This window comes from Paraburkholderia sp. SOS3, from assembly GCF_001922345.1.
Taxonomy (GTDB): Bacteria; Pseudomonadota; Gammaproteobacteria; order Burkholderiales; family Burkholderiaceae; genus Paraburkholderia.
In genome coordinates, this window is record NZ_CP018811.1 from 171,447 (window position 1) to 194,802 (window position 23,356).

General features: G+C 61.0%; 21 protein-coding genes. 8 read left to right on the plus strand and 13 right to left on the minus strand.

What is annotated here, in order from left to right; translation table 11 throughout:
* Window positions 1-204: 204 nt before the first annotated feature.
* The 6 genes from BTO02_RS00755 to ada form a co-directional block, all read right to left on the minus strand.
* The gene (locus BTO02_RS00755; protein WP_442953430.1) at window positions 205-708 is read right to left on the minus strand and encodes a hypothetical protein; all 504 of its coding nucleotides are present in this window, start codon (window positions 706-708) and stop codon (window positions 205-207) included.
* A 515-nt stretch (window positions 709-1,223) separates the two neighbouring features.
* Window positions 1,224-1,928: an OmpA family protein gene (locus tag BTO02_RS00765; RefSeq protein ID WP_075155394.1), complete on the minus strand. Its 705-nt coding sequence runs from the start codon at window positions 1,926-1,928 to the stop codon at window positions 1,224-1,226.
* Between the two features lie 111 nt (window positions 1,929-2,039).
* Complete coding sequence (locus tag BTO02_RS00770; protein WP_075155395.1) at window positions 2,040-2,525, minus strand: hypothetical protein; 486 nt, start codon at window positions 2,523-2,525, stop codon at window positions 2,040-2,042.
* A gap of 289 nt (window positions 2,526-2,814) precedes the next feature.
* Window positions 2,815-4,428, minus strand: a complete 1,614-nt coding sequence (gene gshA / locus BTO02_RS00775; protein WP_075155396.1) for a glutamate--cysteine ligase — start codon at window positions 4,426-4,428, stop codon at window positions 2,815-2,817.
* Window positions 4,429-4,788: 360 nt separating this feature from the next.
* Window positions 4,789-5,703 (minus strand): DNA-3-methyladenine glycosylase family protein, encoded by a 915-nt coding sequence (locus tag BTO02_RS00780; RefSeq protein ID WP_075155397.1) that lies wholly within the window; start codon window positions 5,701-5,703, stop codon window positions 4,789-4,791.
* Complete coding sequence (gene ada, locus BTO02_RS00785) at window positions 5,700-6,926, minus strand: bifunctional DNA-binding transcriptional regulator/O6-methylguanine-DNA methyltransferase Ada (RefSeq protein ID WP_083614938.1); 1,227 nt, start codon at window positions 6,924-6,926, stop codon at window positions 5,700-5,702. Before ada ends, BTO02_RS00780 begins: the two co-directional genes overlap by 4 nt.
* Window positions 6,927-7,394: 468 nt before the next feature.
* Here ada and BTO02_RS00790 point away from each other — a divergent pair, with 468 nt between their 5' ends.
* Window positions 7,395-7,820 (plus strand): VOC family protein, encoded by a 426-nt coding sequence (locus BTO02_RS00790; RefSeq protein WP_075155398.1) that lies wholly within the window; start codon window positions 7,395-7,397, stop codon window positions 7,818-7,820.
* 49 nt (window positions 7,821-7,869) lie between these two features.
* On the opposite strand, the gene BTO02_RS00795 is transcribed toward BTO02_RS00790, so the two are convergent.
* Both BTO02_RS00795 and sap1 read right to left on the minus strand, forming a co-directional pair.
* Window positions 7,870-8,448 carry a YaeQ family protein gene (locus BTO02_RS00795; RefSeq protein WP_075155399.1) on the minus strand — a complete coding sequence of 193 codons (579 nt, stop codon included), beginning with the start codon at window positions 8,446-8,448 and terminating at the stop codon, window positions 7,870-7,872.
* A 529-nt stretch (window positions 8,449-8,977) separates the two neighbouring features.
* The gene (sap1, locus tag BTO02_RS00800; RefSeq protein WP_075155400.1) at window positions 8,978-9,313 is read right to left on the minus strand and encodes a surface attachment protein Sap1; all 336 of its coding nucleotides are present in this window, start codon (window positions 9,311-9,313) and stop codon (window positions 8,978-8,980) included.
* A gap of 495 nt (window positions 9,314-9,808) precedes the next feature.
* Between sap1 and BTO02_RS00805 the strand changes: the two genes are divergently transcribed.
* The 3 genes from BTO02_RS00805 (at window position 9,809) to BTO02_RS00810 (ending at window position 11,514) form a co-directional block, all read left to right on the plus strand.
* Window positions 9,809-10,441 carry a LysE family translocator gene (locus tag BTO02_RS00805; RefSeq protein ID WP_075155401.1) on the plus strand — a complete coding sequence of 211 codons (633 nt, stop codon included), beginning with the start codon at window positions 9,809-9,811 and terminating at the stop codon, window positions 10,439-10,441.
* 172 nt (window positions 10,442-10,613) lie between these two features.
* Window positions 10,614-10,784, plus strand: coding sequence for a hypothetical protein (locus BTO02_RS34680; protein ID WP_198039168.1), 171 nt, complete (start codon window positions 10,614-10,616; stop codon window positions 10,782-10,784).
* A 454-nt stretch (window positions 10,785-11,238) separates the two neighbouring features.
* A complete protein-coding gene (locus tag BTO02_RS00810; RefSeq protein WP_075155402.1) occupies window positions 11,239-11,514 on the plus strand; it encodes a hypothetical protein in 276 nt (91 codons plus the stop codon).
* 68 nt (window positions 11,515-11,582) lie between these two features.
* Here BTO02_RS00810 and mnmE read toward each other — a convergent pair whose 3' ends face one another.
* Window positions 11,583-13,004 (minus strand): tRNA uridine-5-carboxymethylaminomethyl(34) synthesis GTPase MnmE, encoded by a 1,422-nt coding sequence (gene mnmE, locus BTO02_RS00815; RefSeq protein ID WP_075155403.1) that lies wholly within the window; start codon window positions 13,002-13,004, stop codon window positions 11,583-11,585.
* Window positions 13,005-13,356: 352 nt separating this feature from the next.
* Here mnmE and BTO02_RS00820 point away from each other — a divergent pair, with 352 nt between their 5' ends.
* Window positions 13,357-13,788: a helix-turn-helix domain-containing protein gene (locus BTO02_RS00820; RefSeq protein ID WP_075158496.1), complete on the plus strand. Its 432-nt coding sequence runs from the start codon at window positions 13,357-13,359 to the stop codon at window positions 13,786-13,788.
* A gap of 153 nt (window positions 13,789-13,941) precedes the next feature.
* Here the strand turns inward: BTO02_RS00820 and yidC are convergent, their stop codons facing one another.
* The 4 genes from yidC to rpmH form a co-directional block, all read right to left on the minus strand.
* Window positions 13,942-15,609 (minus strand): membrane protein insertase YidC, encoded by a 1,668-nt coding sequence (gene yidC / locus BTO02_RS00825; RefSeq protein WP_075155404.1) that lies wholly within the window; start codon window positions 15,607-15,609, stop codon window positions 13,942-13,944.
* Window positions 15,610-15,637: 28 nt separating this feature from the next.
* A complete protein-coding gene (gene yidD / locus BTO02_RS00830) occupies window positions 15,638-15,868 on the minus strand; it encodes a membrane protein insertion efficiency factor YidD (RefSeq protein WP_075155405.1) in 231 nt (76 codons plus the stop codon).
* Between the two features lie 37 nt (window positions 15,869-15,905).
* Window positions 15,906-16,409 (minus strand): ribonuclease P protein component, encoded by a 504-nt coding sequence (rnpA, locus tag BTO02_RS00835; protein WP_075155406.1) that lies wholly within the window; start codon window positions 16,407-16,409, stop codon window positions 15,906-15,908.
* Window positions 16,410-16,519: 110 nt separating this feature from the next.
* Window positions 16,520-16,654 (minus strand): 50S ribosomal protein L34, encoded by a 135-nt coding sequence (gene rpmH, locus BTO02_RS00840; RefSeq protein ID WP_004198824.1) that lies wholly within the window; start codon window positions 16,652-16,654, stop codon window positions 16,520-16,522.
* Window positions 16,655-17,164: 510 nt separating this feature from the next.
* On the opposite strand from rpmH, the gene dnaA reads away from it, so the two are divergent.
* The 3 genes from dnaA (at window position 17,165) to gyrB (ending at window position 22,824) form a co-directional block, all read left to right on the plus strand.
* Window positions 17,165-18,799, plus strand: a complete 1,635-nt coding sequence (gene dnaA / locus BTO02_RS00845; RefSeq protein WP_232243411.1) for a chromosomal replication initiator protein DnaA — start codon at window positions 17,165-17,167, stop codon at window positions 18,797-18,799.
* A gap of 336 nt (window positions 18,800-19,135) precedes the next feature.
* Window positions 19,136-20,239, plus strand: coding sequence for a DNA polymerase III subunit beta (dnaN, locus tag BTO02_RS00850; RefSeq protein WP_075155408.1), 1,104 nt, complete (start codon window positions 19,136-19,138; stop codon window positions 20,237-20,239).
* A 113-nt stretch (window positions 20,240-20,352) separates the two neighbouring features.
* The gene (gene gyrB, locus BTO02_RS00855; RefSeq protein WP_075155409.1) at window positions 20,353-22,824 is read left to right on the plus strand and encodes a DNA topoisomerase (ATP-hydrolyzing) subunit B; all 2,472 of its coding nucleotides are present in this window, start codon (window positions 20,353-20,355) and stop codon (window positions 22,822-22,824) included.
* The last annotated feature ends 532 nt before the right edge of the window (window positions 22,825-23,356 follow it).

Consider the following 23,356-nt stretch of genomic DNA (forward strand, 5'->3'; position numbering starts at 1 on the left):
GGTTGTCGAGCGCTGCGTCTCGCGCGCAGGCCGCGCGGCGCGGCATTGCGCGTCGTTTGCCCAGATGTGCGAGGGTGTGGCGGAAATGGCCGCTCGACAGATAGGACCGCGCGGCGCGGCCAGTTCAACGGTGAACTGGCGCTGAACCATGGGTTTCGCCGTGAACGCAATGGCGATGCGCTTGCGTTGCCGACGATGGCGACATCAGGCGCGAAGGTCGGCCGAGCCCTGACGGGCCTGTTTGCCGGCGGCCGCGCGGCATGCCGGCGCATCGGAACGCGCCTGGCAGACGGCTGCGCCCGGCGCGATGCCTTTCGTGGCGGACGGCGCTTTCGCTTTTATCGATGCCGTCGCGAGAAGCGCCACCGGCTTGTTTATTGACGCAGGTTTCACAGCACGCCGCGCACGCCGATGATCGATCCACGCGAGAAAAAGCACCCCAAGCGATCCACCCGGCAACACGAAGACGACCGCATAGAGCGCGAATTTCCACCAGCGATACGGCTTCTGAAAATTGAGCAGCGCGGAATCGATCAGGGAGCGGCTCAAGCCGCCAAGGGTGTTTTTCAGGTACAGCATCGCGGGATTCCTCTGCGGCCGGCGCGGGCGGGCTCGCTTTGAAGCGGTCAGAACATGGTCTCGAATGGCGCAGATCGCGCGTAACTCGTTGACTGACATAATATTGACTATGCAATTAAGTTTCAACATAGTTCTCGCGAAACCCTTGATCGAGTGTTGTTTTTCTGGCGGGCGCGCTGGAGCGTTGCTGTTCGTCCGATGGGCGGAGCGGGTGGCAGCACACCAGCTTTATATGCATCCGTAATATGCAAGGATGCATCGGATTTTTGCGCCGGATACAATGAATTACGCGGAAAAGTGAGCGCTTGCTAACAGGAGGATTGCCGAGAGTTCTGCGGGCGCGATTCGACTGCAGCCGGGTAGCGCGCATTCAGAGCCCGACGCGCGTCGGGCACAGCAGCGAAGTCGGTGGCGAAACGGAGATCGTCCCAGAAGATGGCCGCTCCTTTAGTTGCCTAGGCATGAATGCTATCGCGGGTATTTGCGCGTCCTATCGATGGACGCCGGTAGCCGGGGGGGCGCTCGCGACCCGTACGGACGAAAAAAAACGGCACCGGCCAGAAGCCGATGCCGCCGCGCAATACGGGTCCGGGGAACGACGGCCCGTGTTTTCTGGCGGAAAAGAAATCGCGAAGTGGTTTGCCTTACTGGCCGTCGACCTGAATCTCGACGCGGCGATTCTTCGCGCGGCCCGCAGCCGTCGCATTCGTATCGACCGGCGATGCGCTGCCGTAACCGTTCACGCTGTACTGCGCGGCGCGCAAGCCGTGCGAACCGAGATACGCCTGGACCGAGCGCGCCCGTGCGGCGGAGAGCCGCTCGTTCAGCGCGGCAGAACCGGTCGAATCGGTGTAGCCGGCGATCGTCAGCAGCTGGATATCGACGCCGCGATTGGCCGCGATGAATTCGTCGAGGTTTGCCTTGGCGGCGGGCGTCAGCGTCGCGCTGTTGGTGGCGAAATTCGCGTCGCCTTGCAGCGTCACCTTGCGCGCCGGCGCGGGTGCCGGCGCCGGCTGCGGAGCCGGTGGCGGCGCCGGTTGCGCAGCGGGCTGTTGCACGACCGGCGTCGCGCAGGTGAAGAGGATTTCACGCGGATCGTTTTCGGGCTTGTAGCCGGAGATCGCACGATCGGTGGCGGATACGCGCAACGCCTGCTTGTCGCCGCAAACCTTGCGCACCTGCTCCATACAGCTTTCGGTGGACTCGGCGAGGCCCAGACACTGCACGCGATGCGCCTGTGTACCGTTGGCCAACGTGATCACGTCGTTGTTATAGGTAAGACCGGATGAAGTGGTGCAACCAGCCGCGAGTGCGACGCATGCGGCCGCGAAGAAGAGTCGGAGATACATGGGAGCTTCTCGATGGAATTGAGGGTGACCGAACGATAAATTCGGTCATCTTCAAGTCCAATCGGAGAAGTCTTAAAGCATCCCTATAAAGCCGCGCAATGAGCTTGCCGTCTACTGCGAGATCGGCTCGCCAGTCGGTGATGGCATCGTTTGTCCCGGTATCGCGTCGGTAGGATGCTTGGGCGGCGGCGCGACGTTAGCACTCGCGTTTGCGTTGCCGCCTCGCACGAATTGCTTGAAGTCCGCACCGGCTTCCCACGGATTTGGCTTGCACCCGAGCGAGCTGTCGCAATGCGCGGCGAAGCCGATCGTCGATGTGCCGTCGCTGTTCGGCGTCTTCGTGATCTGATAAGCGAGGTCGCGCTTGCCTCCGTCCGGCCCCGCGGTCTGGATCAGCGAATCGGTGGCGGTCGTCACGTCGTAGCGCGAATGATCGCTGACCCAGGTGCGCGCACGTTGCCACCATGTGTCGCATTCGGCTTTCGTCGAGCACGTGAGCGGCGCGGTGGCGATCTGCATTACGTCGGGGTTCACCTGCCCGCGCGTCGAGCATCCGGCGGCGAGCACGCACAACACGGCCAATAGACCTTTTTTCATCGCATCCTTCCTCCCTGAACGATGCACGTCCGCCGCACGTGTTTCATGCGCGCGCGGCGGGTCCGGTCTGCAATTCTGCAATACAGGTTGGACCTGGGTGCGACGAGCGTGTTTCATGCGTTTGAATACGGTGGGCGATCCGCTTCGTTGCTTCAGTTCGTTGCTTCAGTTCGATGCATTTGCCGCGGCAACGGAATTCTTGCTGATCAGCGCCCGCATGCGAGGCTTGACGGGTAGACGTTGCCTCGCAAAGCGCGTGCGCAATCCCTATTATTTCCGTGCGCCGACGTCACACGCTGAAACGGTTCAACGTGTATGCGCGATATGCGGCGACGAACGCATCAAATGTGCCCACCTCTTCGCGCTCGAGTTTTTCTTGTGCCGCGAGCGATTCCACGGCGAGCGTCTCGAACTCTTTTATCGATGCGGCGTCGAGCGGCCGCGCGCTGAAGTATGCCGCATGCGCTTCGCTTTGCTCGAGTCCGAAGGCGAGGAAACTCTGCTGCTTGTCGCGCATGGTTTGCAGTACACGCGCGGAAGGCGTCAACGACGGGTCCGCGAGCTTCGCACGCTGCGCGGCGACCGCGCGCGCATGATTGTCGCCCCCCTGAACCGCATCGAGCGTGGTCGCCGCCACAGCGATGCGGTCGAGCAAGGCGTTTGCCCACTCTGTCATTGCAACCGGCTGACCATCGCGCATCAATTCGAGTCCGGGCTTGCGCCCTTCTGTCGTCACGAGGCAGAAGTTGCGGTTCGCTTCCGTATAAGCGGGCGGCGGCAGCGGCGCGCTGTCTTCGAGCGCGCAAACGAGCAGATACGCATCGAGAAAACGCGCGGCCTCGAGCGACAGCCCGGTCGGCTCGAACGGATCGATATCCATGCAACGGACTTCGACGTATTGCACGCCGCGGGCCGCGAGTGCATGCAGCGGACGCTCGCCCGAGTACGCGACGCGCTTCGGACGAATCGTCGAGTAGAACTCGTTCTCGATCTGCAGCACGTTCGTGTTGATCTGCACCCACTCGCCGTCGCGTTTCGTGCCGATCGCTTCGTACTGCGGATAAGGCTGGCTGACCGCCTCGGCGAGCGCATCGAGATAGCCGGACAATGTGTCGTAGTCCGCATGGAGCGCCGATTGCCCGGTGGTATTCGAGTACCCGAGGTCGCTCATTCGCAGGCTCGTGGCGTACGGGCGATAGAACGTGTCGGCGTCGAATGCTTCGAGCGTATGCGGACGGTTGCGCAAAAAGCGCCTGTCGAGCGCCGGCGATGCGCCGAACAGATACATGAGCAGCCAGCTCGTGCGGCGGAAATTACGGATCAGCGCGAGATAGCGTTCGGACTGGAAATCGACCGCGGTCGCAGTGGACTGCTGGTCGACGTGCAGGAGCCGCCACACTTCTTCGTTCAGCGAATAGTTGTAATGGATGCCGGCAATGCATTGCATCGTGCGGCCATAGCGTAAAGCGAGGCCCACGCGATACACGTACTTCAGTTTGCCGATATTCGACGTGCCGTAGCGCGCGATCGGAATGTCGTCGTCTTCGGGCAGGAGCCCCGGCATCGAGTTGTTCCACAGGATCTCGTTGCCGAGCTGCCCATAGACGAAGCGGTGCAGCGTGTCGAGTTGCTCGAGCGCGAGCGCGGCGTCGAGCTCGGCGGGCGTGATGAGCTCGAGCAGTGCTTCCGAATAGTCGGTGGTTAGCGACGGATGCGTGAGCGCGGAGCCGAGCGATCGAGGGTGCGGTGTCGTCGCGAGACGACTGTCGTGCGTGACACGCAGACTTTCTTTTTCGATGCCGCGCAGGCCCGTGGTCAGCGCGTCGCGCTGCGGGCCGGATGTGAGCACGGACAGACGGTGTAGCAGCGCGTCGGTCGTGCGCGAAGAATTCGTGTTTGGCATTGAATGATGTCGCCCGCTGCTAGTGGTGATACCCGGCTACCGCATGGACGATGCGGGTTGAACACGCGCGGCGTAATTTTCAGTAGCGGGCACTTTAACATCTCGCCACGACGGCTGCTTGACCTGCCTTTGCGCGCTTTCGAAGCGGCCTGGCGGGCGGTGCAGGTCCGCTCGGATAGCGCGTTCGCCGTGCGCCTGCAGCAGGCCTTGCATGGTTCGTCTACTGTACGCCGCGGGTTGGCGATTGACATGATGCGTAGGGGTTTATGCGGCCGTTCAAGCAACCGGTTGTGCATGTGATGGAGGACGCGCCTATGATCGATTTCGCGTTGCACCATCGCTCACGCAACCAACACGCCGCTACCCTCCCCGCGCGGCCCCGAGTCGATCCGTAACCTCATTCCACAGATGCATCGCCGCATACGCGCGCCATGGGCGCCACGCATCGGTGCGCGTGCGCTGCTGCGTCGGGCGCGCGAGCGCCGGGTCGCGCGCGGCGATCGACTGCATCAGCACGAGGTCCCACGCGGGCCACGCGTCAGGGTCGCGCCACGCGCGCATCGCAACATACTCGACGGTCCACGGCCCGATGCCGGGCAGCGCGAGCAGCGCGGCGCGCAGCGCCGTGACGTCGGCAGCCGGGTCGTCGAGCGGCACTGCGCCGGTCGCGACGGCCTGCGCGAAACCCTGCAGTGCGGCTACGCGTTTGCCGGGCATGCCGATCTGCGCGAGATCGGCGGATGCGAGCGCGGCCGGCGTCGGAAAGCGCCATGCCGTGCGCTCGTGCGGATGCTCTTCGATACGTTTGCCGGCGCGTTCGACGAGCCGGCCGATGATCGTCGTCGCGGCTTTCACGCTGACCTGCTGGCCGACGATCGCGCGTACCACCAGTTCGAAGCCCGACCACGCGCCCGGCACGCGCAGACCGGGTGCGGCATCGACGAGCGGCGCGAGCCACGGATCCGCGCCAAGCGCCGCGCCGATCGCGCGCGGGTCGGCGCGCAGATCGAACATGCGCGAGACCGGCGTAGCGAGCGAATCTGCGTGCCGCGCCACGGCGCCGTCGATCGTCGCGACGAGGCAGCGCTTTCTCGGATGAAGCGTGACTTGCAGCGTGCCGCTGTCGCCGGCCCATTCGATCGCGCGCCGGTAGGCGCCTGCTTCGATTGATTCGACGCCTGGCGTCGCGCGGCCCGAGAAGAAGCGCAGCGTGCGCGGCCAGTCGTAGGGTGCCTTGAACGGTAGATCGAGTTTGACGTTGTTTTGTGTGCTCAAGCGGCGTGGTCCAGGTCGACGGTTCGGGCGGCTTTCCGGTTTGACCGGTGGGTTTCGGTTGCGGTGCCGCCAGATATGGCAGCGGTGATCGTGCAGGCGCTGGACGTGTCGTTTGTCGCAGTACTGCTTGCCACCGGCACCGCCGTCGCTGCCGCCGCCTGCGGCGCCCCATCGCCGCGCTGTTTTTCCGCGTCGAGCAGCGCCGCCTTACGTGCCGCGCCCCAGCGATAGCCGCTCAAGGAGCCATCTTTATGCAGCACGCGATGGCACGGAATCGCCAGCGCGACCGGGTTCGACGCACACGCAGCGGCGACCGCGCGCACCGCCTGCGGCGAGCCGACCGCTGCGGCGATCTCCGAATAGCTGCGCGTCTCGCCGTACGGAATCCGTCGCAATGCGTCCCAGACGCGCTGCTGGAACGCTGTCGGCGCGATGTCGAGCGGCAGGTCGACGCGTTGCTCCGAGCCGCGCAGGTATGCATCGATCTGCGTGACGAACGGTGCGAGCGGCGCCGGATCTTCGATGAGTTCGGCATTCGCGAATTCGTCCCGCAGGCCGTCGACGAGTGCGGCCCGATCGTCGCCGAAGGCGATCTTGCAGATTCCGCGGTCGGTTGCCGCGACCAGCACAATGCCAAGCGGAGTCGACGCGCCCGCGTAACGCACGACGAGTCCCGCGCCCTTGCGGCGATACGCGGACGGTGCCATGCCGAGTTCGGCCGGCGCCGTATCGTACATGCGCGACGGCGAGCCGAAGCCGGCGTCGAGCGTGGCGCGCGTCACGTTGGCGCCCCGCTTGAGCGCGTCGCGTAGTGCCGCGCCGCGCTGCGCTGCCTGATACTGCCGCGGCGATACGCCGACGACGCGCTTGAAAAGCCGTTGCAGGTGGAATGGGCTCAGATGCACCGCGTCGCTGAGCTGGGCAAGCGTCAGACGCTGCTGCGGGTCCGCATCGAGTACCGCGCACGCGCGATTGACGATGTCCATTTCGCGCGGCAGGCCGCCGGGCCGGCACCGCTTGCAGTCGCGGTAACCGGCGGCGCGCGCGTCGTCCTGCGTCGCGAAGAATTCGACGTTCTCGCGGCGCGGCTGCCGCGACGAACACGATGGGCGGCAAAACACGCCCGTCGTCCGCACCGCGTAGAAGAATGCGCCGTCCGCCTGTGCGTCGTGACGCGCAACGGCGGCCCAGCGTTCGGATTCGGTGGTGTAAGCGGTTTTCATTGTCAGCGCTCGTGGACAGGTTGCGACGGTTCCCAATTTACGGCGCACGTCGACACACTACGCTCCGGTTTTTGCTCTGTCATTGCCATGTCGTGGATATCTGGCGGGCTTCCCTCGGGCATCCCAACTATTGGGGACGGAAGCGCCGGTCTTATGCGCATGTGGCAAAACGACACGACATCGGGTTTTCCCTTAAAAAAATATTGCGTCGCGGTAGGGCGTTGTGTATAGTGATTTCTGTCTCCTCCATGTCTCCTCCTGATATGGATTCAGCCCGCTCAAATCAGCGGGCTTTTTTTCGTCCATAGGTTTCGTCGCGGTGGATCAATGGGCGCAGGCGCCAGCGCGTTGCGCCCGTGGGGCGGCGCTTTCAGCATCTCACCTTTCATTTTGCCCTGCCGCGCCCGGCCTTCCCGTCTATCCCCTACACTCTTCCTCAAGCTCCGAACCAGATGAAGAGGCGGCACCATGAAGTTTCACATCCGCGAGATTGACCACGTAGTAATCAGGGTCGACGACGCCGAGGCGATGACGCGATTCTATTGCGAGGCACTCGGTTGCAGCGTCGAGAAGGAACAGCGCGACATCGGATTGACCCAGTTGCGCGCCGGCCGCTCGCTGATCGATCTACTGCAGGTGGGAGCGAAGATCGACCGGCCGGATAGCGGATCGCCTGGCGCCGGCCGGAACATGGACCACCTGTGTTTGCGCATCGAACCCTTCGACGAAGCGGCGCTCGAGGCGCATCTGGTCGAACGCGGCGCACGCATCGGCGAAAAGGCCGTGCGCTATGGCGCGGATGGTTTCGGCCCGTCGCTGTACCTGTTCGATCCGGAGGGCAATATGGTCGAACTGAAGGGGCCGCCGGACGCGGCGCGGACGACTTCGATATAGACGCAACGCCGACGTTGTCGCCGGCTCCCGCGCCCGTGCTCGACTCACTTCACTTGGCGCCCTGCGCAACCGACCGCGCGTCCGACGCGCCCTTCAACACCGTCCACTCGATCGGCACTGCGTCCGCGTCGGCGCTGCCGAGCCAGGCGGCGCCATCCTGCACCGTGCATTGCAGCCGCATCGTTCTCTGCGCGAGTGCACCGAGCGCCGATGCGACGTCCTCGCCCAGCGACCAGACTGTCACATTGCGCAGCCGCTCGACCTTGCCGCGCACGCCTTGCCACCAGATATCGGATGTCCGGCCGCCGTACGCGATCACGATCACCTCGTTGGCACGACCGCTCGCCTTTGCGATGCGCCGCTCGTCAGGTTGGCCGATGTCGATCCACGTTTCGATTGCGCCAGTCAGATCCTTCTGCCAGAGGTCGGGTTCGTCGGTATCCGAGAGGCCTTTGCAGAACTCGAGCCGTTCCTGAGCGAACAGCGCGAATGCGGCGACGCGCACCATCATCCGTTCGGCGGTTTCGGACGGATGCAGCGCGATCGTCAGCGAATGGTCGGCGTAGTAGTGCCGATCCATGTCGGCGATCTGCAGGTCTGCCTTATAGATTGTCGATTTGAGCGCCATGGAAAGTCCCGATCCCGCAAACGAGGACCGGAAAGTGAAGAGTGATTCGGGGCCGTAATAGCGTGCCATTTTGATACTGCCTTCTGTCGCGCGTCACGCGCGTCTCGCCGATGAAACGGTTTTGCCAAAGCGCAGCGATGACGAACGTCTCAATCTGCCGCATGCAACGCGCTCGACTTCCTATGATGTGAGATGAAGCAACGAGCGTGCCGCGTGCCGGATCGGAACAACGCCGGATCGAAGGGCGGAGGAGCGTGATGATACCGAATCTGCCGAAGCGGTATGACAAACGGATGGCGCCGGGTCAGCGCGGGCATTCGAGGTGCGTTTGGGGCAATTGACGCGTCTCTCGCCGGGCTGGCCCGCGATCTCGGTTTAATGCAGCAGTTGTTTCGGATTGGCCGAGGCGAGCAAATGTAAAACGGCTGGGCGAATATCGCGCAGCCGTTTTTGAATGCGAAAGCTTGTTCGGTCTTCTAAAGACCACCACTGTCTGTTTTTTCCCGGCGAGGCGTCGGGCAAAAACCCACTATTGCTTGATAAAGCGATCGTTGGTCCAGAGACCTTCGGTGTCGCTATTCGCCGCGTTGACGAATTCGATGTCGTGTCCGTCTACGCGCACGATGCGGAAAGTCGCATTTTCAGGCGTCGACAGGCATTGGAAACCGGAGAAAAATTCCTGCATTTTCTGCTGCTCGCCGGCCTGCTCGTGCTGGCGCACTGCGTCGAGCTTGTCCTTGGACAGGCAGCCATACGCATTGGCCGTAAGTTGCACGGTCTGTTGAGGCTTCAGGTCCTGAGCCTGAGCGGCCGATGCAGCTGCGAAAGCTGCCATAGCGAAGAGAACCGCGACGCGCATCTTCATAAATACCTCCGTGCGGGTTAATACTCAGGTTAGCTATGTATTTAACTTCAGGGGGATACCCGCAGTTTCGAATTTAGAAGAACTGTGCGGAAGAACAAGCACGACTTGTGTGCGATTGCAATAGCGGCGGATTGTCGCAGCTTCGCTGTCGCAAACGCGCGCGAGATTCCTATCGGTAAATCGATGCATATTTAATCGCGCACCGCGGACCTGTTCGCGATCATCGCTTTGTCCGACAATCGTTTGCGGCTCGCATCCTCGTTTACGAGAATACGTAATTAAGCGATTGGCTAAATGCTTTAAATTGGCTTGATGCGACGCACACAAAGTCGTCAAACCGTTTGGCGAAAAAGCACGGCTGCATGTGGCAAACGAAGAATAAAAATCATGCCCGGCCGACAACGGCTTCGCCGTGAATGTGCGACGCTGCAGTTCGTCTTGCGCTTCGCGAAAGTTCGTGGATAAATCGGAACGACTTCCAAGGAGACTGTCGTTATGACGCTGGCCCACTGGCTTCCGTTCGCTATTGCATCAGCCATTCTCGTTGCCATTCCCGGCCCTACCGTGCTGCTCGTGGTCTCGTATGCGCTCGGGCACGGGCGCCGCTATGCGCTTGCCACCACCGCCGGCGTCGCGCTTGGCGACCTGACGTCGATGACCGCGTCGATGCTTGGGCTTGGCGTGATCCTCGCCGCGTCGGCAACGCTTTTCTCCGCCCTGAAGTGGGTAGGCGCCGCCTACCTGATCTATCTCGGCGTGAAGCTCTGGCGCACGCCGGTCGGACCCGAAAACACGACGCTGGACGCAAGCGCTGAGACGCGCACCGGCCGCATCCTTGCCCACGCGTACGCAGTAACAGCGCTCAATCCGAAGAGCATCGTCTTTTTTGTCGCGTTCGTGCCGCAGTTCATCGATACGCAAGTTGCGACGTGGACGCAGATCGCGGTGTTCGAAGCGACGTTCGTCACGCTCGGTACGCTTAATGCGCTTGGTTACGCGCTGCTCGCGTCGGCGGCTCGTCGAGCGATCCGCCGACCTGGCGTGCAGCTTGCTGTGAATCGCACGGGTGGAACCTTACTGATCGGGGCCGGCATGCTCGCAGCGGCCTGGAAAAAGGCCGCTGCCTGAGCGCTTTGCGTCACCCGCGTAGCGACGCTCCATTCGCGGTGAACCTCGGCGCAAAGGTAGTGTCTGCAAGCTCAGTGAAGATTGTGCGTGCTTACCCACATGGATGGCACGCGGCAGCAGGTGGGACGCCTACAATGAAATTGCGAGTCAACGTCGATCCACGGAGGCTAATGTGATCGAGCATCTGGTTCTAGGCGCGTTTCTGATTGTGCCGCTTCTGATCGTCGCGTTTCTCTTTTCCGATGAGCTTTGGCAAGAGCATCGCCATCAGCTCGAAGAGGAGTTTGACGCGGCCCGCCGGATGGATTGGCGGCACCCGATTCGCAGCCTGCTACATCACTGAGCGTGTGTGGCGAAACCGAATGCCTTCCGCTACCGGCGGGAGGCATCCGGAATCGTCTTTTCCGGTTGTTGGGTTCCTACACCTGGAATGACCTGCTTCGCACCGGTGCTGGATCTCTCGGTGACTGAGTTCCACGGTTGCCGCGTTGTGCGGTTCAGGATCGCAAGCGCCGCCACGTAACGGACGACAGACGAGCCGTTGCAGCCTCCTGTTTGCGTGCGGCGCAATCCGCGCCGCTTTACTCCCCTTCGTCCTCTGCCTCTGCGCTGTTCGTCGATCGGCGACTGCAACCGGGCTCCCACTGCAGGTAACGCATCGATTCCTCCCACTGCGCATTAAATGCGGTCGTCTGCTGCTGGAAAGTGGCGCGGCGATGAAAACGGCGCTACATTAATCCTCAGAAGATCAGAAGTAACAGAACGCAGGAACCTGACTATTGCACCGGGGGGCGCATATGAACGGGTTGCTCGATCGCGATATCGCTCATATTTCACGCGTGATGCGTCCATCACTGACTGGCGATTTCGGCGGTCCCATTCTCACATCGGCGTATTGGCGACAGCGACTGCATCGGTTGCTCGAAGCGCCAATGCTCACCAAAGCGCAGCTGTGCGCTATCGATAGTCTGCTGCTCGAACTCGATGAGTTCGATGCGGGTGGCCTCGGCGTGTTGTTTCCGCAACCGATTGAATCGGCTGACGGAACGCAGGATGCCGTGCAGTCCGCCTGACGCTCCGCAGCCGGCCGGCGTACTCGCATGTTGGTGCGATGGATTTGCTTCTTTGCTTTGTTTTTCCGCTATTTGCCGATGCAGAAGCGGCTGAAAATGACCCCCAGCAAATCGTCAGACGAAAACTCGCCGGTGATCGAATTCAATTGCTCCTGTGCGAGCCTCAATTCCTCGGCGAACAGATCCAGCGCGCGCGCGTTTTGATCGGCGTGCTGGGCGGCGAGCGCCAGGTGTTCGTCGGCGGCGCGCAGTGCGATCAAATGGCGCTCGCGCGCAAGATAAACGCTTTCTGCTCCTGCCTGCCATCCGGCGATGCGCAACAGTTCGGCACGCAGCAACGCGATGCCGTCTCCGTGTTTCGCTGAAAGACGAACCTCGCGCAGGTCGGCGCTGCGCGCGCCTTCTGCCTTGCCGTGTTCGGCTTCGAGGTCGCGTACGGCCGGCGGAAAGTCTGTCAGATCCGTCTTGTTCAAGACCCGCAGTACCGGTACCCCTTTGGGAAAGCGCTCGGCGATTCGCTCGTCTTCGGCGGTCATGACTGCGCGTGCGTCGAGCAGGTGCAGCACGACGTCAGCTTTTTCGATCTCGCTCCACGTGCGGGCAATCCCGATCTTTTCGACCTCGTCTTCCGTGTCGCGCAGTCCTGCCGTGTCGACCACGTGCAACGGAATTCCTTCGATCTGAATCGTCTGCGCGACCTTGTCGCGCGTGGTGCCGGCAATCGGCGTGACGATCGCGAGTTCGGCGCCGGCCAGCGCGTTCAGCAGCGACGACTTGCCGACATTCGGTTGTCCCGCCAGCACGACCGACAGTCCTTCGCGCAGCAGCGCGCCCTGGCGCGCGTCGCGAAGCACGGCCGCAAGGCGCTCACGGATTCGCGCGAGCTTGCCGCGCGCGTCCGCGGCTTCGAGGAAGTCGATTTCCTCTTCCGGGAAATCGAGCGTCGCTTCGACCAGCATGCGCAGCGTGACGACTTCTTCGACGAGCGCGTGAATGTCGCGTGAAAACGCGCCCTCGAGCGATCGTCCGGCCGAGCGCGCCGCAGCCTCCGTGCTTGCCTCGATCAGATCCGCGACGGCTTCCGCCTGCGCGAGGTCGAGCTTGTCGTTGAGGAAGGCGCGACGCGTGAATTCGCCGGGCTCGGCGAGGCGCAGCGCAAAGGCTTGGCCTGCGTCGAGGCAGCGTTGCAGCACGAGCTGCAGCACGATCGGGCCGCCGTGGCCTTGCAGCTCGAGCACGTGCTCGCCGGTGTAGGAATGCGGCGCCGGAAAGTACAGTGCGATGCCGTGATCGAGCGCGTTGCCCGCGTCGTCGAGAAACCCGACGTAGCTCGCGTGACGCGGCTTCAGTACCTGCCCGGTCAGTGCGTGCATCAACGATTCGGCGGCCGCCTCGCCCGCCCGTCCGATCGAGATCCGCACGACGCCGATCCCGCCGCGTCCGGGTGCGGTGGCGATGGCAACGATGGGATCGGAATCGGTTGAGAGCATAGGAAATCGATAATCTGAAAATTCGCAAACCCGATGCGTGGAACAGGTCGTTCAGGCGTCGAGCATTGTAGCGTGCCGGTGGACCGTGGCTTTTGACCGACGCAGAGTCTTAGATCCGGCATCAAACGTACAGACTTATCTTATTTGAGATAGGCTAAACAACGGTCAAGCTAAGAAGTTTGCGATTCAATTGATGTATATGATCGCGTCGCATGCTTGTATTCCTATGTCCTCGTGGTCTTTTCAGTACTTGTCCTATCCAATTCTTAGCTGAGGTCGTTGTATCTCGATCAGGCTATATCTAGCTTGTGCGGTTGGCTACGGATTGAGAATGCAAATGCACAATCTCGCTATGCCTACGATCAATGAAAAACAGGCCTTTGCCGATCGCCTGAAGCTTGCGTTAAGACGCGTTCCGGAAAAGCCGGAAGGCCCGACGGAGCTCGCGCGGTTCTTCAACTTGCGCTTCGAAGGCGAGTCTGTCACGACGCAGACCGTCGACAAATGGCTCAAAGGCCGCACGATCCCGAAACTCGACAAGCTCGAAACGCTTGCGAGAGCGCTGCGCGTCGATTTGCACTGGTTGCACTACGGGCCGCCGCCAAAGGTGACGACCTCGAAGAGGAAGCCAAAGCCGGCGCCGCCGCCACCGCCTGAAGAGAAGTACCCGGCTTCGCCCGAGTCGCTCGAGCTGGCGAACAAGATCGAATCGTTGATGCCGCACCATCGCTATCTGGTGCAGGAACTGGTTGCACAATTCTACGGCGACCTCGAGAACGAGTGACCGCCAGGAGGGATCGACCGGTGCGCCCGGCGACAACCGATAACGACAGTCAACCAAGCCAACAACAGCCAATAAAAAAGCCGTCCTTCGGTTCCGAAGGACGGCTTTTGTTTGGCGGAAAACTCGCGGCGCCCGAGGCACCGCACAATCAGATCACGCCGGTTTCTTCTTCCCTACACCCATCATCCGCGTGATGTAGTACTGCTGCGCGATCGACAGCACGTTGTTCACGACGTAGTACAGCACGAGGCCGGCCGGGAAGAAGAAGAACATGACCGAGAACGCGATCGGCATGAACATCATCATCTTGGCTTGAACCGGGTCCGGCGGCGTCGGGTTCAGACGCGTCTGAATGAACATCGAGACTGCCATCAGCACCGGCAGGATGTAGTAAGGATCCTGTTGCGACAGATCGTGAATCCAGAGAATCCACGGGGCGCCGCGCATTTCAACCGACGACAGCAGCACCCAATACAGCGAGATAAACACCGGAATCTGAATGACGACCGGCAGACAGCCACCGAACGGGTTCACCTTCTCGGTTTTGTACAGCTCCATGAGCGCCTGATTCATCTTCTGCGGATCGCCCTTGAAGCGTTCGCGCAGCGCCTGCATGCGCGGCGTGATCTCTTTCATGCGCGCCATCGACTTGTAGCTCGCGGCCGACAGCGGGAAGAACACGGCCTTGATCAGCAGCGTAAGCAGCACGATCGCCCAGCCCCAGTTGCCGACATAGCTGTGGATCTTCTCGAGCAGCCAGAACAGCGGCTTCGCGATGATCGTCACCCAGCCGTAGTCCTTCACGAGTTCGAGGCCTGGCGCGATGCCTTCGAGCATCCGCTCTTCTTCCGGACCCGCGAAGAGGCGCGCCGATACGTCGTACGACTGACCCGGCTGAATGGTCGGCAACTGCTGCGTGACGCCGACGCGATACAGCGACGGATCGAGCTTGTTGATGTAGATCTTGCGCTCGACGCCCTCTTTCGGAATCCATGCGGACGCGAAGTAGTGCTGGACCATCGCGACCCAGCCGTTGTTGGCCGAGGTGGCGTAATCGTCCTTGTTTTTGTCGACGTCGCTAAACGACAGCTTCTGGAAGTGATGCTCCGACGTGTAGACCGCGGGTCCGATGAACGTATGCGAGAAGCGCGGCGTTTCGACCGGTTGGCTGTCGCGCACGAGTTCCATGTACGCAGTCGGCGAGACCGGCGTCGTGCCGACGTTCTCGACCTTCGTATCGACGTTGATCACATAGCTGCCGCGCGTGAACGTGTAGGTCTTGATGACCTTCACGCCACCCTTCACCGGCGACTCGAGGCTGATCTGCATCGTGTTCTGGTTGGCCGCGAGATCGTGCAGCTGGTTCGGCACCGGCGTGAAGATGTCGTTGTGATTCGGATAATCGCCACCGAAGAGGCCCGTACGCGCGAGATACGTATGGTCCTTCGTGTGATCGAACAGCGTAATCACGAGGTCCGGCTGCTTACCATCGCCTTGCTTGATCAGCGTGAGCTTCGACAGCGTGCCGCCCTGCGTATCGATGTCGCCGCGATACACGTCGGTGCTGAACGGAATCTGCTGGGCTTTCTGCTCGGCCGGCGTCGTCGTGCCGGGCGCGGTGCCGGCGTTAGTGGTCTGCGGCAGATCCGACGCCTGCGTGCCGGGCGTCGTCGTGCCGGACGCGGCGGTGGTCGCAGTGCGCGTCGGCGTCGCGCTCGGGAAGAACATCGACGGGTGCCCATGGAACCGCTGCCAGTTGTCGAACAGCATGACAAGCGATACGAAGAAGATGACCCATAGGACCGTGCGTTTGATATCCATGCGTTGTCTCAGTCGAGGCGAGAGCGCATCAGCGCTTTTCAGATTTGGGTGGCGGGACTAGATCGACGCCGCCGGCCGAAAACGGGTGGCAGCGGCACAGACGCCTGGCGGCGAGGTACGTTCCGCGCGCGGCGCCATGATACTGGATTGCTTCGCGCGCGTAATCAGAACAGGAAGGATAAAAACGGCACCGGCTGCCGAGCAGCGGACTCACGGCAACTTTGTAAAACCGCAGTAAAGCGAACAGTACCGTTTGCATGGCTACAGCGGCCGGGCCGCCCAACACGCTTCGACCTTCATGACGCCGCCGGCGGGATGGCGGGCGTCTCGGCAACCGCGGGCGCCGCGGCTTCCCGCCGCGCGATCTCACGTCCCACCTTATCCAGCAGCACGTCGATTTCGCCGCGGAACAACGCTTTCAACGGCGGCGACGCCGCACTTGGAAAAGCCTTCCTGTCGATCTTCGTGTGAAGCCGGATCAGCACGTCCCACCCGCCAAATTCCCCGCGACGCAACCGGAACGCTTCGCGGGCAAGCCGGCGGATCAGATTTCGCGTGGCAGCGCGCGGTGCGAACTTCTTTCCGATGACGAGACCGAGCCGCGCGTCACTCCCCGTGGGCCGCGCATAGACAACGAAATGCGCGGTACGCCGCCACGGACGCAAACGAAAAACGGATGAGAACTCATCCGTTTTGAGCAGCCGGGCGGCTTTGGGAAAGGCGGCTTGCGCTCGCTGCATCGGAACGGTGACGTTCTGCTGCGCTGCTGCCGTTCCCGCCACATCGCGGGTATCAGCCACAGCGCGGGACAAGATAGACGAAGACCGCAGACGACTTTGCGCGAAGAGACCTTGGCAATGACATTGGCAACGATCGCGGCAAAGCGGTTACGACGGCGACCGCGTCTGCCTTAGATGGCCAGACGCTTACGGCCCTTCGCGCGGCGAGCGTTGATGACCTTGCGGCCGCCGGCGGTCTTCATGCGCACGCGAAAGCCATGGGTGCGCTTGCGACGGGTAACGGAAGGTTGGTAAGTACGTTTCATGTTGCTCTCACTTTCTTGTGTGAAATGACCACAGAGGGCCGCTCTTCTGGACCGCTTGCGGACTGTTCGGCGCGCCGCCTGATTGCTGCCTGCACTGCCTGATCGGGCGCCTGGCGACCCGGCCTGTGTGCTGGCCGGGTGGCACGGGAAATTGGTTTCTGCAGAACCCGCTATTTAAACCGGTTTTCTTTTGGCCGTCAATAGTTTAGGCATGCATTCGGGCAACGCTCAAACGGGATCCAGGCCAGACCGAAGCGCGCTGCACGGTGGCAAAGCACGTCGCGCGCAGTTGATCGTGCCCTGTGGATAACTCAACTTTCCCGCACGATTTGGGTTTAGAATCTCGCCTTACATCCCAAGAATCCTGCACGCCGCTCCGTTTCGCTTACCGCCGCAAAGCCTTGTGGCGCAAGCGTTTGGAGCTGTTTCGTCCGGCTGCTTCGGGCCTCGTCGCGTGAAGTGACAAGAGCAGCGGCGAGTGCGCGGTGCAACCATAACGACAGCGACTTGATGAACGAATTCTGGCAACACTGTTCCGCATTGCTGGAGCGTGAATTGACGCCCCAGCAGTACGTGACGTGGATCAAACCGTTGGCCCCGGTCTCCTTCGACGCCGACGCGAACACGTTGAGCATTGCGGCGCCGAACCGGTTCAAGCTCGACTGGGTCAAGAGCCAGTTTTCCGGACGAATCACCGACCTCGCGCGCGACTTCTGGCATACGCCTGTCGACGTGCAGTTCGTTCTCGACCCCAAGGCGTCGATGCGCGGCGCCCCGCAGGCTGCGCAAGTGCGTCCGTCCGCGTCAGCGCTGAATGGCGGCGCGGCTGCCGTCGATGCGGCCGTGAGCGCCGTGCAAGCGGCGCAGGCTGCGCGTGCCGGCGCGAGCGGCTTCGGCGGCGGCGCGACGGCCGGCAGCCTGTCTGCGGTCAATGGCGCGCTTGGCGCCGCCGCCCAGCATGCACAGGCGATCCATCATTCGTCACATCAAAATGCGGACGATTCTGTCGACCTCGACCTGCCGAGCCTCGACGCGAACGAAGCGGCCGCCGCCCGCCGCACGTGGCGTCCGCCACAAGGCGCCGCGGCCGCCAGCAGCGGCGACGCAACCGACTCGATGTACGAGCGTTCGAAGCTGAACCCCGTGCTGACCTTCGACAATTTCGTCACCGGTAAAGCGAACCAGCTCGCGCGCGCGGCGGCGATTCAGGTCGCCGACAATCCCGGCGTGTCGTACAACCCGCTGTTCCTGTACGGCGGCGTGGGCCTCGGCAAGACGCACCTGATCCACGCGATCGGCAATCAGCTGCTGATGGATAAAGCCGGTGCGCGCATCCGCTACATCCACGCGGAACAGTACGTATCGGACGTCGTGAAGGCTTACCAGCGTAAAGCCTTCGACGACTTCAAGCGCTACTACCACTCGCTCGACCTGCTGCTGATCGACGATATCCAGTTCTTCTCCGGCAAGTCGCGCACGCAGGAAGAGTTTTTCTACGCGTTCGAAGCGCTCGTCGCGAACAAGGCGCAGGTGATCATCACCAGCGATACGTATCCGAAAGAAATCTCTGGTATCGACGATCGTCTGATCTCGCGCTTCGATTCAGGCCTCACCGTCGCAATCGAGCCGCCCGAGCTTGAGATGCGCGTCGCGATTCTGATGCGCAAGGCGCAATCGGAAGGCGTGAGTCTTTCGGAAGACGTTGCGTTCTTCGTTGCCAAGCATCTTCGGTCGAACGTGCGTGAGCTCGAGGGCGCGCTGCGGAAGATCCTCGCGTACTCGAAGTTCCACGGCCGCGAGATCTCGATCGAGCTGACGAAGGAAGCACTAAAAGATTTGCTGACGGTTCAGAACCGGCAAATTTCTGTCGAAAACATTCAGAAGACCGTCGCTGACTTCTACAGCATCAAGGTCGCGGATATGTATTCGAAGAAGCGGCCTGCGAACATCGCGCGGCCGCGGCAGATCGCGATGTACCTGGCGAAGGAATTGACGCAGAAGAGCTTGCCGGAAATCGGCGAACTCTTCGGCGGACGCGACCATACGACCGTGCTGCACGCGGTGCGCAAGATCGCGGACGAACGGGGCAAGGACGCGCAACTGAACCACGAGCTGCACGTGCTCGAACAGACGCTCAAGGGTTGATGCGCCGGCGCTACGGCGCAACCGGCGGGAGGCCGGCGGCGGCCGCATTTGCGACGCCGGGTGCGATGCACGAGCACGTTCGGCCCATCGCGGCAGATCGGCAAAATCGTTCTGTTTATTTCGCCGAGCGCCCCCATTTTAGGGAAGCGGTACCGTTTTCAGGCACAATATAGGTTTAACCGTCTGGCCGTCGAACGGGCGCCGGACGGGGTGGACGAATGACGCCGGACGGCGCGCGCTAGCGAGATGGCGGGCGCCGGCGGGGGGCCGGGGCCTCAGTGCGCATCGAAGCGGTCGGGCGACGCGAGCGGGCCGATACATCAACGAAGGAACTCTATGCAACTGGTCAAGACCGAACGAGATAACCTGCTCAGGCCGCTGCAAACCGTGAGTGGCATTGTTGAACGCCGCCATACGTTGCCGATCCTCGCCAATCTGCTGATTACCAAGAACGGCCCCGACGTGTCGTTCCTATCTACGGACCTTGAGCTTCAGATCACGACGCACGGCGACTTTGGCGTCGGAGGCGAATCGGTCGCGACCACGGTAGCAGCAAGAAAACTCCTCGACATTCTGCGCGCGATGCCCGACGGGCAGGTCACCTTGACGCTGAACGACAAGCGTCTGACGGTGCAGTCCGGCAAGAGCCGCTTTGCGCTGCAAACGTTGGCCGCGGACGAGTTCCCCACGGTCGCGCAAGCGAAAGATTTCGGCGCGAACCTCGCGGTTCCGCAGAAGACGTTCCGCCAGCTGCTCGGCATGGTGTATTTCGCGATGGCGCAGCAGGACATCCGCTACTACCTGAACGGCATGCTGCTCGTGGTGGACGGTAGCCAGCTGATGGCGGTTGCGACGGACGGCCACCGCCTTGCGTTTTCGTCGATGAAGATCGAAGGCAACTTCGCGCGCCAGGAAGTGATCATTCCGCGTAAGACGATTCTCGAACTGCAACGCCTGCTCGAAGACATCGATGACGTCCTGAAAATCGATATCGCGCAGACGCAGGTGAAATTCAGCTTCGGCCAGGTGGAAATCGTGTCGAAGCTCGTGGAAGGCAAATTCCCCGATTTCCAGCGCGTGATTCCGAAGACGCACAAGAACACGTTTGTGATTGGGCGAGAGGAACTGCAGCGCTCGCTGCAGCGAGCGGCGATTCTGACGTCGGACAAGTTCAAGGGCGTGCGCTGCATTATCGAGCCGGGCCAGCTGAAAATCATGTCGACGAATGCGGACCAGGAAGAAGCGCAGGAAGAACTGGAAATCGCTTATCAGGGCGACACGGTCGATATCGGTTTCAACGTGACGTACCTGTTGGACGTATTGGCGAACCTGAAGGTGGACATGCTGCAGGTGAGCCTTGGCGACGCGAGTTCGAGCGCGCTGATCACGATTCCCGAGAACGACGAGTTCAAATACGTGGTGATGCCGATGCGCATTTAACGCGGCCGACAATAAGAACAGACCAAGGGGCGCATCGCCCCTTTGGCGTTTTTATGGTGTTTTGAAAATACCCCGTGCAGTAACGAAGCAGTACGCAGAACCGGAAGGAACCCATGAGTGAACTGAACCATACCCAACCCGATAACAGCTACGGCGCCTCGTCGATTCAGATCCTGGAGGGTCTGGAGGCGGTGCGCAAGCGACCGGGTATGTACATTGGCGACACGTCGGACGGGACCGGTCTGCACCACCTCGTATTCGAGGTGCTCGACAATTCGATCGACGAAGCGCTGGCCGGTTATTGCGACGATATTCAGGTGATTATTCACGCCGATAACTCGATTTCGGTTACCGACAATGGCCGCGGCATTCCGACGGGCCTGAAGATGGACGACAAGCACGATCCGAAGCGAAGCGCGGCGGAAATCGTGATGACGGAATTGCACGCCGGCGGCAAGTTCGATCAGAACAGCTATAAGGTGTCGGGCGGTTTGCACGGCGTGGGCGTGTCGTGCGTGAACGCGCTTTCGTCGTGGCTGCGGTTGACTGTGCGCCGCGATGGCAAGAAGCACTTTATGGAGTTTCATCGCGGCGTGCCGCAGAACCGCACGATCGAGGAAGTGGATGGCGAGCGCGTTTCGCCGATTCCGGTGGTGGGCGATACGGAGAATCGTGGGACCGAAGTGCACTTTATGGCCGATGAGACGATCTTCGGCAATGTCGAATACCACTACGACATTCTGGCCAAGCGGATTCGCGAGTTGTCATTCCTTAATAACGGTGTGCGGATCAAGCTCACCGATCTGCGGTCGGGTAAGGAGGACGATTTTGCGCTGGGCGGCGGCGTTAAAGGCTTTGTTGAGTACATCAACAAGACCAAAAGCGTGCTGCACCCGACGATTTTTCATATCGTCGGCGAGAAGGAAGGCGTGGGCGTGGAAGTGGCTATGCAGTGGAACGATAGCTACAACGAGAACGTACTCTGCTTTACGAACAACATTCCGCAGCGCGATGGCGGCACGCATTTGACCGGTTTGCGCGCGGCGATGACCCGGGTGATTAACAAGTACATCACCGATCAGGAAATTGCCAAGAAAGCTAAGGTCGAGACTTCTGGTGACGATATGCGTGAAGGGCTTTCGTGCGTGTTGTCGGTGAAGGTTCCGGAGCCTAAGTTCAGTTCGCAGACGAAGGACAAGCTTGTGTCGTCTGAAGTGCGGGCGCCGGTTGAAGAGGTTGTCGCCAAGGCGCTTGAAGAGTTTCTGCTCGAGACGCCGAATGACGCGAAGATTATTTGCGGGAAGATTGTCGATGCTGCGCGGGCGCGCGATGCGGCGCGGAAAGCGCGGGAGATGACGCGGCGCAAGGGTGTGCTCGATGGCGTTGGGCTGCCTGGGAAGCTTGCTGATTGCCAGGAGAAGGATCCGGCCAAGTCGGAGATTTATATCGTTGAGGGTGACTCGGCGGGTGGGTCGGCCAAGCAAGGACGCGATCGGAAGTTCCAGGCGATTTTGCCGCTGCGTGGGAAGGTGCTGAATGTTGAAAAGGCCCGGTATGACAAGCTTCTGTCGTCCGAGCAGATCGTTACGCTGATTACCGCGCTTGGTTGTGGCATCGGCAAAGAGGATTACAACCTCGATAAGCTGCGGTATCACCGCATCATCATCATGACCGACGCTGACGTTGACGGCGCGCACATCCGGACCTTGCTGCTGACGTTCTTCTATCGGCAAATGCCCGAGATGATCGAGCGCGGGTATATCTACATCGCGCAGCCGCCGCTCTATAAGGTTAAGGCGGGCAAGGATGAGCGGTATCTCAAGGATGCGGCGGAGCTTAATGCGCACATGCTTCGTTTGGCGTTGAATGGGTCGGAATTGATTGCCTCCGAAGGCGTTACGCCGATCGCTGGGGATGCGCTTGGTGAACTTGCTCGTTCGTATTTGCTTGCACAAGCGGTGGTTGAGCGGTTGAGCAGGCTGTATGACGCGAACTCGCTTGAAGCCGTAATGGATGGGGTTACGATCGATCTTTCTAATGAGGCTTCTACGGAGGCATCAGCTAAGGCGCTTGAGGCAAAGCTGCGTGATGATGCGTTGAAGCCTGAGGTCAGCGTGTACCCGATGTATGACCCGGTGCGCGAGTTGCGGTCGCTAAGGGTTGAGCGGCGGCATCACGGGAATGTGAAGGTTTCCGTCATCGATGAAGAGTTTCAGTTGACGGCGGATTATCAGCAGCTCGTTAATACGGCGAATACGTTCAAAGGTTTGATTGGGACTGGTGCGGTAATCAAGCGTGGCGAACGCAGCATGGCGGTTGGCGACTTTAAGAGTGCGATGAAGTGGCTGATTGCGGACGCTGAGCGCAATGTTTCGAAGCAGCGGTATAAGGGTTTGGGCGAGATGAATCCTGAGCAGCTTTGGGAGACGACTATGGACCCGAACGTGCGGCGCCTTCTTCGGGTGCAGATCGAAGACGCTATTGCTGCAGATGGAATTTTTACCACGCTCATGGGCGATGAGGTGGAACCTCGTCGAGCGTTTATTGAGTCGAATGCGCTACGTGCGGGGAATATTGATGTTTAATTCGTTGTAGCTCTGGGCGCATAACCTGAGAAAAGCAGACCCATAAGTTGAGAAACTTATGGGTCTTTTCTATTGGTGGCGAGACATATATGTCGAGGGCATGACGGCATTTCGGAATCGCTCCGCTACGAGTTGCGGTCGTAAAACGAGCTATTCGCTCAGAAGGATCTTCCGGCGGCTTCCACCATTGCGTGGACGGTGGTACCAAGATAGGTGACATGCCTTTGAGACGCATGAAAGCAGAGTCGGTGGCGATTGCAAAGTGATTTGCTATCGATCCCGTTCAAATGAACGTGTGTTGATGAGAAGCGGGGCAGCTTTGTACGCATCGGTGTGTCACGCCGTAGTAACGAGGTCTGCGTGATGCTCAGATAGCATCATCGAGCAGGCGTGATAGCCCGTTGTCTCAAACTGGCTCCGAAAAGACGCCTGAATGCCGCCGAAAGCACGAACAGTCCGGTGAGCAGCGCAAAGACGACTATCGGCATGAATTCGAGCGATCAATAGTTGGCCAGCTACACGAACGCTTCGA

Coding starts and splice junctions, on each gene's coding strand:
- BTO02_RS00755 (WP_442953430.1), bottom strand. CDS start 708: ATGTTGAAACTTAATTGCATAGTCAATATTATGTCAGTCAACGAGTTA.
- BTO02_RS00765 (WP_075155394.1), bottom strand. CDS start 1,928: ATGTATCTCCGACTCTTCTTCGCGGCCGCATGCGTCGCACTCGCGGCT.
- BTO02_RS00770 (WP_075155395.1), bottom strand. CDS start 2,525: ATGAAAAAAGGTCTATTGGCCGTGTTGTGCGTGCTCGCCGCCGGATGC.
- gshA (WP_075155396.1), bottom strand. CDS start 4,428: ATGCCAAACACGAATTCTTCGCGCACGACCGACGCGCTGCTACACCGT.
- ada (WP_083614938.1), bottom strand. CDS start 6,926: ATGAAAACCGCTTACACCACCGAATCCGAACGCTGGGCCGCCGTTGCG.
- BTO02_RS00790 (WP_075155398.1), top strand. CDS start 7,395: ATGAAGTTTCACATCCGCGAGATTGACCACGTAGTAATCAGGGTCGAC.
- BTO02_RS00795 (WP_075155399.1), bottom strand. CDS start 8,448: ATGGCGCTCAAATCGACAATCTATAAGGCAGACCTGCAGATCGCCGAC.
- sap1 (WP_075155400.1), bottom strand. CDS start 9,313: ATGAAGATGCGCGTCGCGGTTCTCTTCGCTATGGCAGCTTTCGCAGCT.
- BTO02_RS00805 (WP_075155401.1), top strand. CDS start 9,809: ATGACGCTGGCCCACTGGCTTCCGTTCGCTATTGCATCAGCCATTCTC.
- BTO02_RS00810 (WP_075155402.1), top strand. CDS start 11,239: ATGAACGGGTTGCTCGATCGCGATATCGCTCATATTTCACGCGTGATG.
- mnmE (WP_075155403.1), bottom strand. CDS start 13,004: ATGCTCTCAACCGATTCCGATCCCATCGTTGCCATCGCCACCGCACCC.
- BTO02_RS00820 (WP_075158496.1), top strand. CDS start 13,357: ATGCCTACGATCAATGAAAAACAGGCCTTTGCCGATCGCCTGAAGCTT.
- yidC (WP_075155404.1), bottom strand. CDS start 15,609: ATGGATATCAAACGCACGGTCCTATGGGTCATCTTCTTCGTATCGCTT.
- yidD (WP_075155405.1), bottom strand. CDS start 15,868: ATGCAAACGGTACTGTTCGCTTTACTGCGGTTTTACAAAGTTGCCGTG.
- rpmH (WP_004198824.1), bottom strand. CDS start 16,654: ATGAAACGTACTTACCAACCTTCCGTTACCCGTCGCAAGCGCACCCAT.
- dnaA (WP_232243411.1), top strand. CDS start 17,165: ATGAACGAATTCTGGCAACACTGTTCCGCATTGCTGGAGCGTGAATTG.
- dnaN (WP_075155408.1), top strand. CDS start 19,136: ATGCAACTGGTCAAGACCGAACGAGATAACCTGCTCAGGCCGCTGCAA.
- gyrB (WP_075155409.1), top strand. CDS start 20,353: ATGAGTGAACTGAACCATACCCAACCCGATAACAGCTACGGCGCCTCG.